14 protein-coding genes are annotated in these 14,511 nt (G+C 67.0%); 11 read left to right on the top strand and 3 right to left on the bottom strand.

Features of this window, described 5'->3' with window-relative positions; genetic code table 11:
• The first annotated feature begins 219 nt into the window (after window positions 1-219).
• Entirely contained in the window at window positions 220-1,095 is an 876-nt protein-coding gene (locus ACN0RJ_RS21480; RefSeq protein ID WP_417725613.1) for an alpha/beta fold hydrolase, read from the top strand.
• A 57-nt stretch (window positions 1,096-1,152) separates the two neighbouring features.
• Here ACN0RJ_RS21480 and ACN0RJ_RS21475 read toward each other — a convergent pair whose 3' ends face one another.
• A complete protein-coding gene (locus tag ACN0RJ_RS21475) occupies window positions 1,153-1,335 on the bottom strand; it encodes a hypothetical protein (protein WP_417725612.1) in 183 nt (60 codons plus the stop codon).
• A 158-nt stretch (window positions 1,336-1,493) separates the two neighbouring features.
• The gene (locus ACN0RJ_RS21470) at window positions 1,494-2,030 is read right to left on the bottom strand and encodes a DUF2269 family protein (protein ID WP_417725611.1); all 537 of its coding nucleotides are present in this window, start codon (window positions 2,028-2,030) and stop codon (window positions 1,494-1,496) included.
• Between the two features lie 159 nt (window positions 2,031-2,189).
• Between ACN0RJ_RS21470 and ACN0RJ_RS21465 the strand changes: the two genes are divergently transcribed.
• The 9 genes from ACN0RJ_RS21465 to ACN0RJ_RS21425 all read left to right on the top strand — a co-directional run bounded on the left by ACN0RJ_RS21465 (window position 2,190) and on the right by ACN0RJ_RS21425 (window position 12,682).
• Window positions 2,190-2,522: an ArsR/SmtB family transcription factor gene (locus ACN0RJ_RS21465; protein ID WP_417722234.1), complete on the top strand. Its 333-nt coding sequence runs from the start codon at window positions 2,190-2,192 to the stop codon at window positions 2,520-2,522.
• 59 nt (window positions 2,523-2,581) lie between these two features.
• Entirely contained in the window at window positions 2,582-3,052 is a 471-nt protein-coding gene (locus tag ACN0RJ_RS21460) for an SRPBCC family protein (protein ID WP_417722235.1), read from the top strand.
• Between the two features lie 238 nt (window positions 3,053-3,290).
• Window positions 3,291-4,679 carry a xanthine dehydrogenase small subunit gene (xdhA, locus tag ACN0RJ_RS21455; RefSeq protein WP_417725610.1) on the top strand — a complete coding sequence of 463 codons (1,389 nt, stop codon included), beginning with the start codon at window positions 3,291-3,293 and terminating at the stop codon, window positions 4,677-4,679.
• The gene (gene xdhB / locus ACN0RJ_RS21450) at window positions 4,676-7,099 is read left to right on the top strand and encodes a xanthine dehydrogenase molybdopterin binding subunit (protein WP_417725609.1); all 2,424 of its coding nucleotides are present in this window, start codon (window positions 4,676-4,678) and stop codon (window positions 7,097-7,099) included. Before xdhA ends, xdhB begins: the two co-directional genes overlap by 4 nt.
• Window positions 7,089-8,039, top strand: coding sequence for a xanthine dehydrogenase accessory protein XdhC (gene xdhC / locus ACN0RJ_RS21445; protein ID WP_417725608.1), 951 nt, complete (start codon window positions 7,089-7,091; stop codon window positions 8,037-8,039). Before xdhB ends, xdhC begins: the two co-directional genes overlap by 11 nt.
• The gene (locus ACN0RJ_RS21440; protein ID WP_417725607.1) at window positions 8,006-9,529 is read left to right on the top strand and encodes an ABC transporter ATP-binding protein; all 1,524 of its coding nucleotides are present in this window, start codon (window positions 8,006-8,008) and stop codon (window positions 9,527-9,529) included. Before xdhC ends, ACN0RJ_RS21440 begins: the two co-directional genes overlap by 34 nt.
• A gap of 51 nt (window positions 9,530-9,580) precedes the next feature.
• On the top strand, window positions 9,581-10,666 hold the full coding sequence (locus tag ACN0RJ_RS21435) for an ABC transporter permease (protein ID WP_417722240.1): 1,086 nt from the start codon (window positions 9,581-9,583) through the stop codon (window positions 10,664-10,666).
• Window positions 10,666-11,574, top strand: a complete 909-nt coding sequence (locus ACN0RJ_RS21430; protein WP_417722241.1) for an ABC transporter permease — start codon at window positions 10,666-10,668, stop codon at window positions 11,572-11,574. The genes ACN0RJ_RS21435 and ACN0RJ_RS21430 overlap by 1 nt, the downstream gene beginning before the upstream one ends.
• 37 nt (window positions 11,575-11,611) lie before the next feature.
• The gene (locus ACN0RJ_RS21425; protein WP_417725606.1) at window positions 11,612-12,682 is read left to right on the top strand and encodes a BMP family ABC transporter substrate-binding protein; all 1,071 of its coding nucleotides are present in this window, start codon (window positions 11,612-11,614) and stop codon (window positions 12,680-12,682) included.
• A 106-nt stretch (window positions 12,683-12,788) separates the two neighbouring features.
• Here the strand turns inward: ACN0RJ_RS21425 and ACN0RJ_RS21420 are convergent, their stop codons facing one another.
• On the bottom strand, window positions 12,789-13,775 hold the full coding sequence (locus tag ACN0RJ_RS21420) for a hypothetical protein (protein ID WP_417725605.1): 987 nt from the start codon (window positions 13,773-13,775) through the stop codon (window positions 12,789-12,791).
• Window positions 13,776-13,956: 181 nt separating this feature from the next.
• Between ACN0RJ_RS21420 and ACN0RJ_RS21415 the strand changes: the two genes are divergently transcribed.
• Window positions 13,957-14,430, top strand: a complete 474-nt coding sequence (locus ACN0RJ_RS21415; protein WP_417725604.1) for a YdcF family protein — start codon at window positions 13,957-13,959, stop codon at window positions 14,428-14,430.
• Window positions 14,431-14,511: the final 81 nt, after the last annotated feature.

Here is a 14,511-nt window from a genome sequence, read left to right as displayed (position 1 = left end):
GGGCGAGGTCGACAGGCATCGTCGCGCCCCGTCATTCTTCGGAACCGACTTCGCCAAAGTCTCGTCATGTTCTTTTGTTAGCACGGAAAAAACCGGGTCCGCGATGTCGCTGGGCCGCAGGAACATGTGAATGGACCGGTGAGAACTCTACTGGATCATACCCGCCGAAGCGCGGGAGGCGGCGCGCGCATTCCGCCGGACGCAGGGACGGGGCCCCCGGTGCAGAGCGCCGGAGACGGGCTGCCCGACGCCGGTCCCGGCACGGCGACCGACAGGCGGGTCCGCAGGCGGTTGCTGCACCGGGCGGCGCGGCTGTTTCCGGCGGTCGTGGCGCGGCGCCTCGCGCGGCGCTACCTGCAGGCCTCGCCGCGCGCACCGCTCGATCCCTCGGACACGCGCGGAGGGATGCGGCTGATCGCGCTGGGCGAGGATACCTCGGTGCTGCGCCATCCGGCGCGGGAAGGGACGACCGCGCCGCGCCGCATTCTGCTGGTCCACGGCCACGACGGGAACATCCGCCAGTTCGTGCGCCTGATCCGCGCGCTGCAGAACGCCGGAGCCGAGGTCGACGGGCTGATCCTGCCCGGCCATTCGGGCGGCGCGCGCACCGTCTGCAGCATGGCGACGATGGTGCGCGCGATCCAGCGGACGGTCGGCGCGCTCGGGCCCTATGACGGGATCATCGGCCATTGCGTCAGCGCCAACGCGCTGCTCTTTGCCCTGGACGAGGGGCTTCGGGCCGGGCGGGTGGTCTTTGTCTCCTGTCCGATCGAACTGCGCACGCTGATCCGGCTCGGCGGTCGGCAATACGGGATCGGGGGCGCCTGTCTCGAAAGCTTCGTGCAGCGGGTCAGCGCGCTCGGCGCGCCCTATCTCGCGGAAACGCCGTGGCGCCCGCTGGCGCAACGGCGGCACGAACCGATGCTCGCCGTGCATTCGCGCCACGACTATGCCGCCCCGGTCGAGGACATGCAGAGCCTTCAGGCCACCTGGCCCGGCGCCCGGATGGTCGTCGTGGAAAACGGCGGGCACAACACCATCGTGAACCGGGCGCCCGCCATCAAAAGCATCACCGCGTTCCTCACCGAAGGCTGATCGTCCGGCACGGTCCCCGGCCCGGCCGCGGGATGCGGCGGACCGGGGGCGGTGGTGTCAGGATTGCAGCGGGCCGCGGATCTGGCGGATGGCCGCCTGGACGGACCGCCATTTCTCGGCTTCGGCGTCGCGGCCCTTGCGTTGCTCCTCGCGCACGTGGCGCGCGGCCTCGGCTTCGGCCTTGCCGCCCAGCGACCGGTAAAGCGCGTGTCCTACCCGGGATGCCTGCATGGCATTCATGGTCAAATCCTCCCTTGAACAGAACGGTTGTCCCGCAGTGCGGGATCACAACATACCGCATTCCGGGCCTTCGGGCGACTCCTGTCGCGCCTTTGCCGCCCGGTCGGCCATTGACCGCCCGTTCGCGACGGGCGGCCGAGGGGCGGAGGGGGCCGGGATCAGGCCGACTGCGGCCGCCCGTTCGCGGGTGTCAGTTTCAGCGCGATGCCGAACAGGCCGAGAGCGAACAGGCCGACCAGCGGCATCTCCTCCCAGCCGGGTTTGACCACCATCAGGCAGACCACCAGCACCAGCGCCGCCTGTTCGATGCGCAGCGGCAGCGCCAGACGCAGGATGGTGTCGGCGGCCTCGCGCCGGCGGCCCTGTTCGTTCAGCGCGAACGCCCGTCCGATGGCCGGCCCGAAGACACGGGCGCCGGCGACGAAGCTGGCCAGCGTCGCGGCCAGCGCGACCAGCATCCAGGGCGCCGCGCCCCAGGCGCCGAGCCAGACCAGCGTGCCCCCGGTGACGAGGACCGTCAGGCTCGACGGCATCATGAGGATCGGCATCGCCGGGGCGAAGACGGCCAGTGTCCGCAGGACGCGGTCGCCGTCGCGTCCGGCAAGGTGGATGAGGAGGGTGGAGAGTATCCCCGCGCCGACCCAGAGGATCGCCGCGATGACGTGAAGGAATTTCAGAACGAGATAGACGTCCATGACAATATCGACCTGTGTTGAAAAGGTGGCCTGCTCTACTGCCGCGCCGGGCGGGCTCACAGTCGGGGAAACCCGACTTTCCGAGCGGCCGGACCAATGGTTAGCCTGTCGTGAAAGTAATGCTTGCACCGACTCGGATTTTCGTAAATGGTTAGCCACATGGATAACCATCTCGACAACTTCTTCTCCGCGCTTTCGGACCCCACCCGCCGGGCGGTGATCGAGCGCCTCGCGCAGGGCCCTGCCGCGGTGACGGAGCTTTTCGCGCCCCATGACATCGCGCTGCCCTCCTTTCTCAAGCATATCAACAAGCTGGAGGCGGCGGGGCTGGTGCGCACCATCAAGACGGGTCGCACCCGCATGGTCCATATCGAGGCCGCGCCGCTGGAACTGGCGGAGGGCTGGCTCAAGCAGCAGCGCCGTATCTGGGAGGGGCGGACGGACCGCCTCGCGGCGCTGGCAGAAGCGCTGGAGCGGCGTTCCGGCGCCTGAACACCGTCCCGGCCCCCGTTTCCGAAACCCCCTGTCCAACCCCGAGAGGAGACCATGGCATGAGCGCCTTCAACCCCGAGACCGACCTGAAACTCGAACGCTTCATCAAGGCCCGCCCCGAAACCGTCTGGCGCTGCTGGGAAGAGCCGGATCTGTTCCGCCAGTGGTTCTGCCCGAAGCCCGTCGAGGTGACCGAGATCGACCACGACATGCGCGCCGGCGGCCGTGCCTACACGGTGATGAAACTGCCCGACGGCACGCTGATGCCCAACGACGGCAGCTTCCTGCTGGTCGAGAAACCGAACCGCCTGATCTTTACCGATGCGCTGCTTGCCGGGTTCCGGCCGGTCTCGTCGCCCTTCATGGTGGCCGACATCCGCTACACCGCGCAGGATGGCGGCACGCTCTACACGGCGCACGTGATGCACCCCGACGCCGCCAAGAGGGACGAGCACGACAAGATGGGCTTCCAGGAGGGGTGGGGAACCGTCGCGGGGCAATTGGCGGAACTGGCCGAAAGCCTCGAATGACGGCCACGGGCGCCGGGCGGACCCTTCCGGCCGCCCTCCCGGCGCCCGACCTCTGCCGGGCAAGCGCCTGTCCTGCGGGCACTTTCCGCGCCGGCGCCCGGGAAATCGGCAAATTCTCCTTGCCAAGCGCGAAACCCAGCCCCTAGCCTGAGATCAGGAACAGGGATGGTCCGCGCGCCTTCTACGCCGCATCGAGGGCGCGCAGCAAACGGATTGGGTAAGGCGGCGGGTCAACGACATGGACATCTCCTTTCTTCTGAACGGGGAAAACGTCACGCTGCGCGGCGTCTCGGCCACGCGCACGACGCTCGACTGGCTGCGCGAGGAGCGCGGCCTCACCGGCACCAAGGAAGGCTGCAACGAAGGCGATTGCGGCGCCTGCACGGTCATGGTCTCGGACGAGGACGGCACCCGTGCCGTGAACGCCTGCATCCTGTTCCTGCCGCAGCTTCACGGCAAGGCGCTGCGCACGGTCGAGGGCATCGCCGCGCCGGACGGCACGCTGCATCCGGTGCAGAGGGCGATGATCGACCACCACGGATCGCAATGCGGCTTCTGCACGCCGGGCTTCGTGGTCTCGATGGCGGCGGCGCATCTCAACGGCGACCGCAACCACGACGACGCGCTGGCTGGCAACCTCTGCCGCTGTACCGGCTACGCGCCCATCGTGCGCGCCGCCGAGGCCGCCGCGGGCGAACCCGTGCCCGACTGGCTGCGCGACATCGCCCCCGATACCGCGACGCCGTCCCCTGCCCAAGACGGGCCCGCACCGCTGTTCCACGCCCCCGAAACCGCCGACGACCTGGCCGAGATCGCCGCCCGCCACCCCGAGGCGGTGATGATCGCGGGGGCCACCGATGTCGGCCTCTGGGTCACCAAGCAGTTGCGCGACCTGCCCGAGGTGATCTTTCTCAACCGCTGCCGCGACCTTCGGGAGATCGTGCAGGACGACGCTACCGTCCGCATCGGCGCCGGTGTCACCATGGACCGGGTGCTGCGCCTGATGCGCGATCTGCACCCCTCCTATGCCGAGATGCTGCGCCGCTACGGGTCGGGGCAGGTGCGGGCGGCGGCCACCATCGGCGGCAATGTCGCCAACGGTTCGCCCATCGGGGACAACCCGCCCGCGCTGATCGCGCTGGGCGCGACCCTGCATCTGCGCTACCGCGACACCCGGCGCGAAATGCCCGTCGAAAGCTTCTATCTCGACTACGGCAAGCAGGACCGCCATCCCGGCGAATTCGTCGAGGCGATCTCGATCCCCCGGCAGGCCGACCGGCTCAGGGTCTACAAGCTGTCCAAGCGCTTCGATCAGGACATCTCGGCCGTCTGCGGCGCCTTCAGCATCCGCGTGAGCGACGGCAAGGTCGACAGTGCCCGCATCGCCTTCGGCGGCATGGCGGGCATTCCGAAACGCGCCGCGGCGGTCGAGGCCAAGCTGGTCGGCAAGCCCTGGGGCGACGAGGCGGTCGTCGCGGCATGGGATGCCTGGGAGACGGATTTCGCGCCCATGTCCGACATGCGGGCCAGCGCCGACTACCGTCTCGGGGCGGCGCGCAACATGCTCACCCGCTACCTGCTCGAGGATCTCGGCGCCGCCACCAACGTCCGGGAGGTGCGGCCATGAGCGTCGCCAGTCCGCTGCCCCACGATGCCGCCCCCCTGCACGTCACGGGCCGGGCGCGCTATGTCGACGACATCCCCACCCCCGCCGACTGCCTGCACCTCGCCTTCGGGCTGAGCGGCATCGCGGCGGGGCGGATCACCGCCATCGACCTTTCCGAGGTGCGGGCCGCTCCCGGCGTGGTGAAGGTCTGGGAGGCAAAGGACCTGCCCTCGGACTGCGACTGCTCGCCCTCGCTGCATGACGAACCCCTGCTCTCGGGCAGCACGATCCACTACCTCGGCCAGCAGGTGTTTCTGGTCGCCGCCACCTCGCACCTTGCCGCGCGCAGGGCCGCCGCGCTGGCCCGGATCACCTGGCACGAGCGCGACGCGATCCTCACGGTCGAAGACGCCATGGCCGCCGGGTCGCATTTCGAAGAGGGCCCGCGCATCTGGGAGCGCGGCGATGCCGGTGCGGCGATCGAAGCCGCGCCGCACATGATCGACGGCGTTCTGGTGATGGGCGGGCAGGAGCATTTCTACCTCGAAGGGCAGGCGGCCATGGTCATGCCGCAGGACGGCGGCGAATTGCTGGTCCACACCTCGACCCAGCACCCGACCGAGATCCAGCACAAGGTCGCCCATGCCCTGCACCTGCCGATGAGCGCGGTGCGCGTCGAATGCCGCCGCATGGGCGGCGGCTTCGGCGGCAAGGAAAGCCAAGGCAACGCGCTGGCCGTCGCCTGCGCCGTGGTCGCGGCCGAAACCGGCCGCCCGGCCAAGATGCGCTACGACCGCGACGACGACATGATGATCACCGGCAAGCGCCACGATTTCCGCATCGAGTATTCGGCGGGCTTCGACGACGACGGGCGCCTGCTCGGGGTGGAGTTCCTGCAACTCGCCCGGTGCGGCTGGTCGCAGGACCTTTCGCTGCCGGTGGCCGACCGGGCGATGCTGCATTCCGACAACGCCTATGACATTCCCGCCATGCGGATCGAAAGCCACCGGCTCAGGACCAACACCCAGAGCGCCACCGCCTACCGCGGGTTCGGCGGTCCGCAGGGGATGTTCGGCATCGAGCGCGTGGTGGACCACGTGGCGCATTACCTCGGGCGCGATCCGCTTGAGATCCGGCGCCTCAACTACTACGCCGACGGCGACGGTTCCGACGCCGCCCGCGCCCGGCCCGCGCCGGACACCGCACCGCCGCGCGTCGCGGGCGATGACGACACCGACCTCGCCTCGCGCGGGGCCTCGGGCGGGGTGCCGCAGCCCGCCCCCACCGTGCCCCCGGCCGAGGCCGCGCAAAGCACCCATTACGGCCAGCCGGTCGAGGATTTCGTGCTGAACGCGCTCACCGACCGGCTCGCCGAAAGCTGCGACTATGCCGGGCGCCGGGCGGGGCTGCACGACTGGAACGCCGCCAACCCGGTGCTGAAGCGCGGCATCGCGCTCACCCCGGTCAAGTTCGGCATCTCCTTCACGCTCACCCACCTCAACCAGGCGGGCGCGCTGGTGCATGTCTACCAGGACGGATCGATCCTGCTGAACCACGGCGGGACGGAGATGGGGCAGGGCCTGTTCCAGAAGGTCGCGCAGGTCGCCGCGCACCGCTTCGGCGTGCCGATGGAGATGGTCAGGATCACCGCCACCGACACCGCCAAGGTGCCCAACACCTCGGCCACGGCGGCCTCTTCCGGCTCCGACCTCAACGGCATGGCGGTCAAGGTCGCCTGCGACACCATTCGCGACCGCATGGCCGAACATCTGGCGCTGCTGCATCAGGACACCCCCGCCGATGTGCGCTTCGAGGACGGCATGGTGCATGTGGGCGGCTCGAAACTCGGCTTCGCCGAAGCGGCAAAGCTCTGCTACGAGGGGCGCGTCAGCCTCTCGGCGACCGGTTTCTACAAGACCCCCAAGGTGGAATGGGACCGGATCAAGGGGCGGGGCCGCCCGTTCTTCTATTTTGCCTACGGCGCCGCCTGCACCGAGGTGGTCCTGGACACGCTCACGGGCGAATACCGTATCCTGCGGGCCGACATCCTGCACGACTGCGGAGCCTCGCTGAACCCCGCGCTCGACCGGGGCCAGATCGAGGGCGGCTACGTGCAGGGCGCGGGCTGGCTCACCACCGAGGAACTGGTCTGGGACGACAAGGGGCGGCTGCGCACCCATGCGCCCTCGACCTACAAGATCCCCGCCTGTTCCGACCGGCCCGAGATCTTCAACGTCGACCTCTGGGACGGCCGCAACCGCGAGGACACGATCTACCGCTCCAAGGCCGTGGGGGAACCGCCCTTCATGCTCGGCATCTCGGCCTTTCTCGCGCTCAACGATGCCGTCGCCGCCTGCGGCGAGGCCTATCCGGCGCTCGACGCGCCCGCCACGCCCGAACGCGTGCTGGCCGCCGTGCGGAGGGTGATGGATGGCGCTTGACCTCGCCGCGCTGAAGGCCGCCGTCGCCGCCCATGGCCGCGTGGCGCGTGTCGTCGTGGCCGAGGTCGCGGGCTCGACCCCGCGCGGGGTCGGAACGGCGATGCTGGTCTGGGCCACCGACAAGGGCTTCGGGCAGGAGGGCACCATCGGCGGCGGTGCGCTGGAATACGCCGCGACGCGGGCCGCGCTGTCGACCGAAGGCTTCACCCGCCACCCGCTCGGCCCCGCGCTGGGCCAGTGCTGCGGCGGCTCCGTCACCCTGCTGACCGAACGGTTCGACGCCGCCCGCGTCGCGGCACTGGAGGGCGAGGAGGTCTTTGCCCGGGGCAGGGGCGAGATGCCGCTCGCCGTCAAGCGCCTGCTCGACCGCGCGCGCGGGCAGGGTGAACACCCATCGCCGCAACTCCTTCAGGGCTGGTTCGTCGAGGCGGTCGCCTGCGAAACCCGCCCGCTCTGGATCTGGGGCGCGGGCCATGTCGGGCGGGCGCTGGTCGGAGTGCTGGCGCCGCTGCCGGACCTCGCGATCACATGGGTCGACACCGCACCGGACCGCTTCCCGGCCGCACCGCCACAGAGGGTCACCATCCTGCCCGCCGCCGATCCGGCGCGGCTGGTGCCCCACGCGCCGAAGGAGGCCGCGCACCTGATCCTGACCTACAGCCACGAGCTCGACCTCGCGCTCTGCCACGGGCTGCTGTCCCATGACTTCGCCTTTGCGGGTCTCATCGGCTCGGACACGAAATGGGCGCGCTTCCGCAAGCGTCTTCAGGCGCTTGGACATGCAGACGCACATATTTCCCGCATCTGCTGCCCGATCGGGCAGAAAGCCCTCGGCAAACACCCGCAGGCCATTGCCATCGGCGTTTCGGCGCAGCTACTCACATTGCAAAAAGGGGACGTGACGGGGTGGACGACACACTTCTCAGCATCCGGGGCCTGACCAAGGCCTATCCGGGCGTCGTGGCCAATGACGACGTGTCCTTCGACATCGGCAAGGGCGAAATCCACGCGCTTCTGGGCGAAAACGGCGCGGGAAAATCCACGCTGGTCAAGATGATCTTCGGCCTCGTCAAGCCCGACAAGGGCGAGATGACCCTCGACGGCACGCCCTACGCCCCCGGCAAACCCTCCGACGCGCGCAATTCCGGCGTGGCGATGGTGTTCCAGCACTTCTCGCTCTTCGATGCGCTCGACGTGGCCGAGAACGTGGCACTGGGCATGGAGAACCCGCCCAAGCCCCGCGACCTTTCCCGCCAGATCAAGGAGGTCTCCGAAACCTACGGCCTGCCGCTCGACCCGCACCGGGTTGTCGGCACGCTTTCCGCAGGCGAACGCCAGCGGGTCGAGATCATCCGCTGCCTGCTGCAGGGCCCGCGCCTGCTCATCATGGACGAGCCGACCTCGGTCCTGACCCCGCAGGAGGTCGAGATCCTGTTCCAGACCCTGTTCCAGCTCAAGGCCGAGGGCACCTCGATCCTCTACATCTCGCACAAGCTGGAAGAAATCCGCACCCTCTGCGACGAGGCGACGATCCTGCGGCGCGGGAAAAAGGTCGACACCTGCACCCCGCGGGAGGTCACCGCCCGCCAGATGGCCGAGATGATGGTCGGCGCAAGCTTTGCCACCCCGGAGGCCAAGGCGACCGAAAAGGGCGACATCCTGCTGCAGACCAAATCCCTGTCGCTGCCCGCGCCGGGCGCCTTCGGCACGCCCCTGCGCGAGGTCTCGCTCGAGGTCCGGGCGGGCGAGGTGCTGGGCATCGGCGGCGTCGCGGGCAACGGGCAGGACGAATTGCTCATGGCGCTCTCCGGCGAACGCCTCGCGGCTGCGGGGTCCGTCTTTCTGAAAGGTCGGGACGTCAGCCGCGACGGCCCGGTGAAACGCCGCGACGCCGGGCTGCTCTCGGGGCCGGAGGAACGGCTGGGCCACGCGGCGGCGCCGAACATGAGCCTGATCGAGAACGGCGTGCTGACGGCGGCACGCCGCGCCGGGCTGGTGCGGCGCGGCTTCATCGACTGGGGCAAGGCAAAGGCCTTTGCCGAGGACGTGATCCGGAAATTCGACGTCCGCACACCGGGCCCGGGCACGGCCGCCCGCGCGCTCTCGGGCGGGAACCTGCAGAAATACGTGGTCGGGCGCGAGATCGTGCAGAACCCGGATGTCTTCGTGGTGAACCAGCCCACATGGGGCGTGGACGCGGCGGCAGCGGCGGCGATCCGGCAGGCGCTGCTCGACCTCGCCGCGAACGGCGCGGCGATCGTCTGCATCAGCCAGGATCTCGACGAGCTCATGGAAATCTCCGACCGCTTCGGCGCGCTGAACGAGGGGCGGCTGTCGCCCACGCGGCCGGTGTCGGAACTGGATATCGAAAAGATCGGCCTGATGATGGGCGGCGCCCATGACATGGAGGTCGCCCATGCCGACCATTGAGCGCCCCCGGATGTTCGCACGAAAAACCGCGCCGCTGCCGGAGGTTACGCAATGATCCGGCTCGAACGGCGCCCGCAGCCCTCGCAGATGTGGACGGCGATCACCCCGGTCCTCGCGGTGATCCTCACCATGATCGTCGGCGGCATCATGTTCGCCCTTCTCGGCAAGCCGCCGCTGGAGGCGATCCGCATCATCTTCTGGGATCCGCTGTTCCATCCCCAGTTTGCCGCCTATTCCCGGCCGCAACTGCTGGTGAAGGCCGGGCCGCTGATCCTCATCGCCATCGGCCTGTCCATCGGGTTCAAGGCGGGGATCTGGAACATCGGCGCCGAGGGCCAGTACATCATGGGTGCCGTCGCCGGTGCCGCCACGGGGCTCGCCTTCTACCCCGCCGACACCGCGCTGCTCTTCCCGCTCATGGTGATTGCCGGTGCGCTCGGCGGATGGGCCTGGGCGATGATCCCCGCCGTGCTCAAGACCCGCTTCGGCACGAACGAGATCCTCGTCTCGCTCATGCTGGTCTACGTGGCCGAAAACATCCTCGCCTCCGCCTCCTCCAGTTGGTTGCGCAACCCCGAGGGCATGGGATTTCCCGGCTCTCGCAACTTCAAGCAATGGCCGGCCACCTTCAACGACGAACTGATCGCCGGCACCGGCATGCACTGGGGCGTGGTCACCGCCTTCCTTGCCGTCATCGCCGCCTATGTGCTCATGGCGCGCCACATCCAGGGCTTCAACGTCCGCCTGACGGGCGAGGCCCCCCGCGCCGCGCGCTTCGCCGGGGTGAACCCCGCGCGCATCGTCTTTCTCTGCCTCGGCATCTCCGGCGCGCTCGCGGGCATGGCGGGGCTGTTCGAGGTCACCGGCCCCGCGGGCCAGATCACCATCGACTTCGGTTCGAACTACGGTTTCACCGCGATCATCGTGGCCTTCCTCGGGCGGCTCCACCCCGTCGGCATCCTGCTCGCCGGGCTGCTCATGGCGTTGACCTACATCGGCGGCGAACTGGCACAGCTCATGCTGGGCCTGCCCGGCGCGTCGATCCAGCTTTTCCAGGGCATGCTGCTGTTCTTCCTGCTGGCCACCGACGTCTTCACCAACTACCGCATCCGTTTCCTGCAGAGGGAGACCGCCTGATGGATCCCGTCCTCCTCGTCGCCTCGATCATGGTCTCGGCCACGCCGATCCTCCTCGCCGCCATCGGCGAAATGGTGGTCGAGAAAGCCGGCGTCCTGAACCTCGGGGTCGAAGGCATGATGATCGTCGGTGCCGTCATGGGCTTTGCCGTGGCCATCGGCACCGGCTCGCCGGTCCTCGGCTTCCTCGGGGCGGCCGTCGCCTCGGCGGTGCTGTCGCTCAGCTTCGGCTTTCTCACCCAGGTCCTGCTGTCGAACCAGGTCGCCACCGGCCTCGGGCTCACGCTGGTGGGCCTCGGCCTCTCGGCCCTGATCGGCTCGGCCTACGAGGGCAAGAAGGCGCCCTCGCTCGCAAAGGTCCACATCCCCGGTCTCAGCGACATCCCCGGCATCGGACGCATGCTGTTCAGTCACGACTTCATGGTCTACGTGAGCCTGCTGCTCGTCCTCGCCGTCTGGGCCTTCCTGCGGTACACCCGCGCGGGGCTGATCCTGCGCGCCGTGGGCGAAAGCCACGACAGCGCCCATGCGCTCGGCTACAAGGTCGTGCGCGTGCGCATGGCGGCGATCTTCTTCGGCGGCGCCTGCGCCGGGCTGGGGGGCGCTTACGTGAGCCTCGTGCGCGTGCCGCAATGGACCGAGGGCATGACCGCCGGGGCCGGCTGGATCGCCCTCGCCATCGTCGTCTTCGCCTCGTGGCGGCCGCTCGGCGTGCTGATCGGCGCCTACCTCTTCGGCGGCGTCACCGTGCTTCAGCTCAACCTCCAGGCCGCCGGAACCTCGGTCCCGGTCGAGCTCTTGTCCATGTCGCCATACCTGATAACGATCATCGTGCTGGTGATCATCTCGGCCCGCGGCGCCGCCGGTGCACCGGCCTCGCTCGGCCGTCCGTTCCACGCGTCAACATAAGGCGCGCAACCACCCGAAAGACAGGGAGACCAACACCATGAAACGCAGAACACTCCTCGCCTCCGCCGCGGCCCTGAGCCTCGCCGCGGGGGCCGCCTTTGCCCAGGACGTGCCGAAGATCGCCTTCGTCTACGTCGGCCCCGTCAATGACGGCGGCTGGTCGCAGCACCACCACGAGGCGGCGATGAAGATGAAGGAGCACTTCGGCGACGCCGTCGAGGTGATCGAGCAGGAATCCGTTCCCGAAGGTGCCGACGCCGAGCGCGTGCTGACCCAGATGGCCCTTTCCGGCGCCGACCTGATCTTCACCACCTCCTTCGGCTACATGGACCCGACCGTGAACGTCGCGGCCAAGTTCCCGGACGTGAAGTTCGAACACGCCACCGGCTACAAGCAGGCGCCCAACGTCTCGGTCTATTCCGCCCGCTTCTACGAGGGCCGCGCCATCACCGGCTACCTCGCGGGCGCGATGACCAAGACCAACAAGATCGGCTACATCGCCTCCTTCCCGATCCCCGAAGTGATCCGCGGCATCAACTCCTCCTACATCCACGCCAAGCAGGCCAACCCGGATGTCGAGATCGCCGTGGTCTGGATCTCCTCCTGGTTCGACCCGGCGAAGGAGGCCGACGCCACCCAGGCGCTGCTCGACCAGGGCGCCGACGTGGTCCTCGCCCACACCGACTCCACCGCGCCGCTGGCCGTGCTGGAAAAGGCCGGCGCCTACGGCTTCGGCCAGGCGGCGGACATGGCCGACTACAAGCCGACTCCGCGCATCTCCTCGATCATCGACGAATGGGCGCCCTATTACATCGAACGCGTGCAGGCGGTGATCGACGGCACCTGGGAAAGCGTGAACACCTGGGACGGCATCGGCGCCGGCATGGTCGGCATCGGCGAATTCACCGGCCCGATCCCCGAGGACGTGCTGGCCACCGTCACCAAGATGAAGGACGACATCGCCTCCGGCGCCTACCACCCCTTCACCGGCCCGCTGAACAAGCAGGACGGCTCCGCCTGGCTCGCCGAGGGCGAAGTGGCGGACGACGGCACGCTGGCCGGGATGAATTTCTACGTGGAGGGAGTTTCGGGAGAGATTCCGAACTGAACTCTTCTGTTCGGTATTTCCGCCGGGGCACCGTTCCGGCGGAAATGCTACGTAGGTAAGATGCCGGTTTCATATGAATCTCGTTAGCAAATTTCGGCGATTGGCGTCATGCATTGTCGTTTCTGAAAATTTTCAGATCAAGTGCCGCTATCGACGCAAGAGAAGCCCCGACTGGCTCTAATCCTATTTCATCTCTCAATAAGTCAAGGAACAAGAACTGCATGTATCGTTCGGCGTCTTTGTGTAGGGAAATCCTCTTGCCGCGATGGTAAAAGTCATTTCTGGATCTAATGACCCCCCGCCAAAGAAGTCGTTCTTCAACCTCATTTTTTGTAAATCCGTAAATTCTTTGAAGTCTTTTGTTTGTTTCCATCGTACCTCCGCCTTCGCAGAGTACTTGAATGGAGGTCCAGTAGAACACAAACTTTTCAGTCAAGGCAGTGTCTGGACAAGTTTTCCCACTGTGGAATAGCTCCAAGGCTCGCTGGATGCGATCCTTTGTGTCGGAATCTCCTATCACTTCGATGCGCTGACATGTCTCCTCGAAATACTCCCAGTTTTCCGGAAGCATTTCGGGACCATCGCACGGTTGGATGTTTGCTATCACTTCTCCAATTACGGAGTATTGCCCACCCTTTTGGGCGTCAATCAGCGCCGAAAATACTACTTTGAAAACTGAATTTCTTCCGAAATAAAGAGCTAGAAGTGCCTCTACCCTGTTTAGACGATTTTCGGTTTCCACTTCACTTGATGCGATCCCGTCAATTTCATGGGGGGTAGCCAGATAAAGGTAGGAACTCAATGGGAGGTCTATGTGGGAGAGATGGTTGGGCCAAACTATCTGTCCTGTCTCTGGGTTGCTGTAGGGTTGTTTCCACTCTGCTCTAAGGAGTTTGTTGGCCTCCATTTCACAGCCGCCCAGCCAAACGGGAATTTTGTCAGATGTGGGCATTCTGGTCTTGCCTGAAAACATTTCCTTTATTTTTGAAGTGGGGCAAGGAATGATGCTATAGAGGCGGAGGAGGAATTTGGATTCTTCTGGGTTTTCGCACCAACCAGATGGCGCAAAATCGCAAAATTCTACTTTCTCCATGAATATCGACTCCTAATTTCCTAAGAGGCTAACTTATATCTTCTCGGTGGCATACTTTTTACGACCTAGGTATTGATCTCGTGTGTGGTTGTCCTTTTGGTAAATAACTGACAGGTGACTTTGGGCGGGTGCGATGGAAAAAAGCAGAAGAATGAATGTGTGTAAATTCAAACATAGTTCTGTGGCCCCCGCCCCCGCCCTCGTCCTCGGCGCCGCCGTCTGGGAAGGCGGTCGCGCCTCGCCCACGCTCAGGCGCCGCGCCCTCCGGGCGGTGGAACTTTGGCAGGCGGGGGAGGTGAGTGCCATCATCGGCTGCGGCGGGGAAGGGGCGCATCCGCCCTCCGAGGCGGAGGTGATCCGTGCACTCTGCCGGGAACGGGGCGTGCCGGAGGCCGCGCTTCATGCCGAGACCGCCTCGATGAGCACCGAACAGAACATCCGCCTCGCCCTGCCGATCCTCGCGCGACTCGGCACGACCGAGGTCGTCATCGTCACCGACCGCTTCCACCTGCCGAGGGCGCTGCTCACCGCCCGCCGTCTCGGCCTCACCGCCCGGGGCGCCTGGCCCGAGGCGCCGCTCACGCCGCGGCGGGTGAAGGCGATCCTGCGCGAGATTCCGGCCTTTCTCTGGTACGCGCTGCGGGTCCGGCGCTGAGGCAGGCCGTACGGCAGGGATGTCCCGATCGTACGTCGGACCGGTACGGTGCCGGACGGCGGGCCAACCCTACGTGAGCCA

Source organism: Salipiger sp., from assembly GCF_048261495.1.
GTDB lineage: Bacteria > Pseudomonadota > Alphaproteobacteria > Rhodobacterales > Rhodobacteraceae > Salipiger.
The sequence above is the reverse complement of the archived record's forward strand: the minus strand, read 5'-3'. Positions and strand labels throughout refer to the sequence as shown.

Coding starts and splice junctions, on each gene's coding strand:
- ACN0RJ_RS21475 (WP_417725612.1), bottom strand. CDS start 1,335: ATGAATGCCATGCAGGCATCCCGGGTAGGACACGCGCTTTACCGGTCG.
- ACN0RJ_RS21470 (WP_417725611.1), bottom strand. CDS start 2,030: ATGGACGTCTATCTCGTTCTGAAATTCCTTCACGTCATCGCGGCGATC.
- ACN0RJ_RS21465 (WP_417722234.1), top strand. CDS start 2,190: ATGGATAACCATCTCGACAACTTCTTCTCCGCGCTTTCGGACCCCACC.
- ACN0RJ_RS21460 (WP_417722235.1), top strand. CDS start 2,582: ATGAGCGCCTTCAACCCCGAGACCGACCTGAAACTCGAACGCTTCATC.
- xdhA (WP_417725610.1), top strand. CDS start 3,291: ATGGACATCTCCTTTCTTCTGAACGGGGAAAACGTCACGCTGCGCGGC.
- xdhB (WP_417725609.1), top strand. CDS start 4,676: ATGAGCGTCGCCAGTCCGCTGCCCCACGATGCCGCCCCCCTGCACGTC.
- xdhC (WP_417725608.1), top strand. CDS start 7,089: ATGGCGCTTGACCTCGCCGCGCTGAAGGCCGCCGTCGCCGCCCATGGC.
- ACN0RJ_RS21435 (WP_417722240.1), top strand. CDS start 9,581: ATGATCCGGCTCGAACGGCGCCCGCAGCCCTCGCAGATGTGGACGGCG.
- ACN0RJ_RS21430 (WP_417722241.1), top strand. CDS start 10,666: ATGGATCCCGTCCTCCTCGTCGCCTCGATCATGGTCTCGGCCACGCCG.
- ACN0RJ_RS21425 (WP_417725606.1), top strand. CDS start 11,612: ATGAAACGCAGAACACTCCTCGCCTCCGCCGCGGCCCTGAGCCTCGCC.
- ACN0RJ_RS21420 (WP_417725605.1), bottom strand. CDS start 13,775: ATGGAGAAAGTAGAATTTTGCGATTTTGCGCCATCTGGTTGGTGCGAA.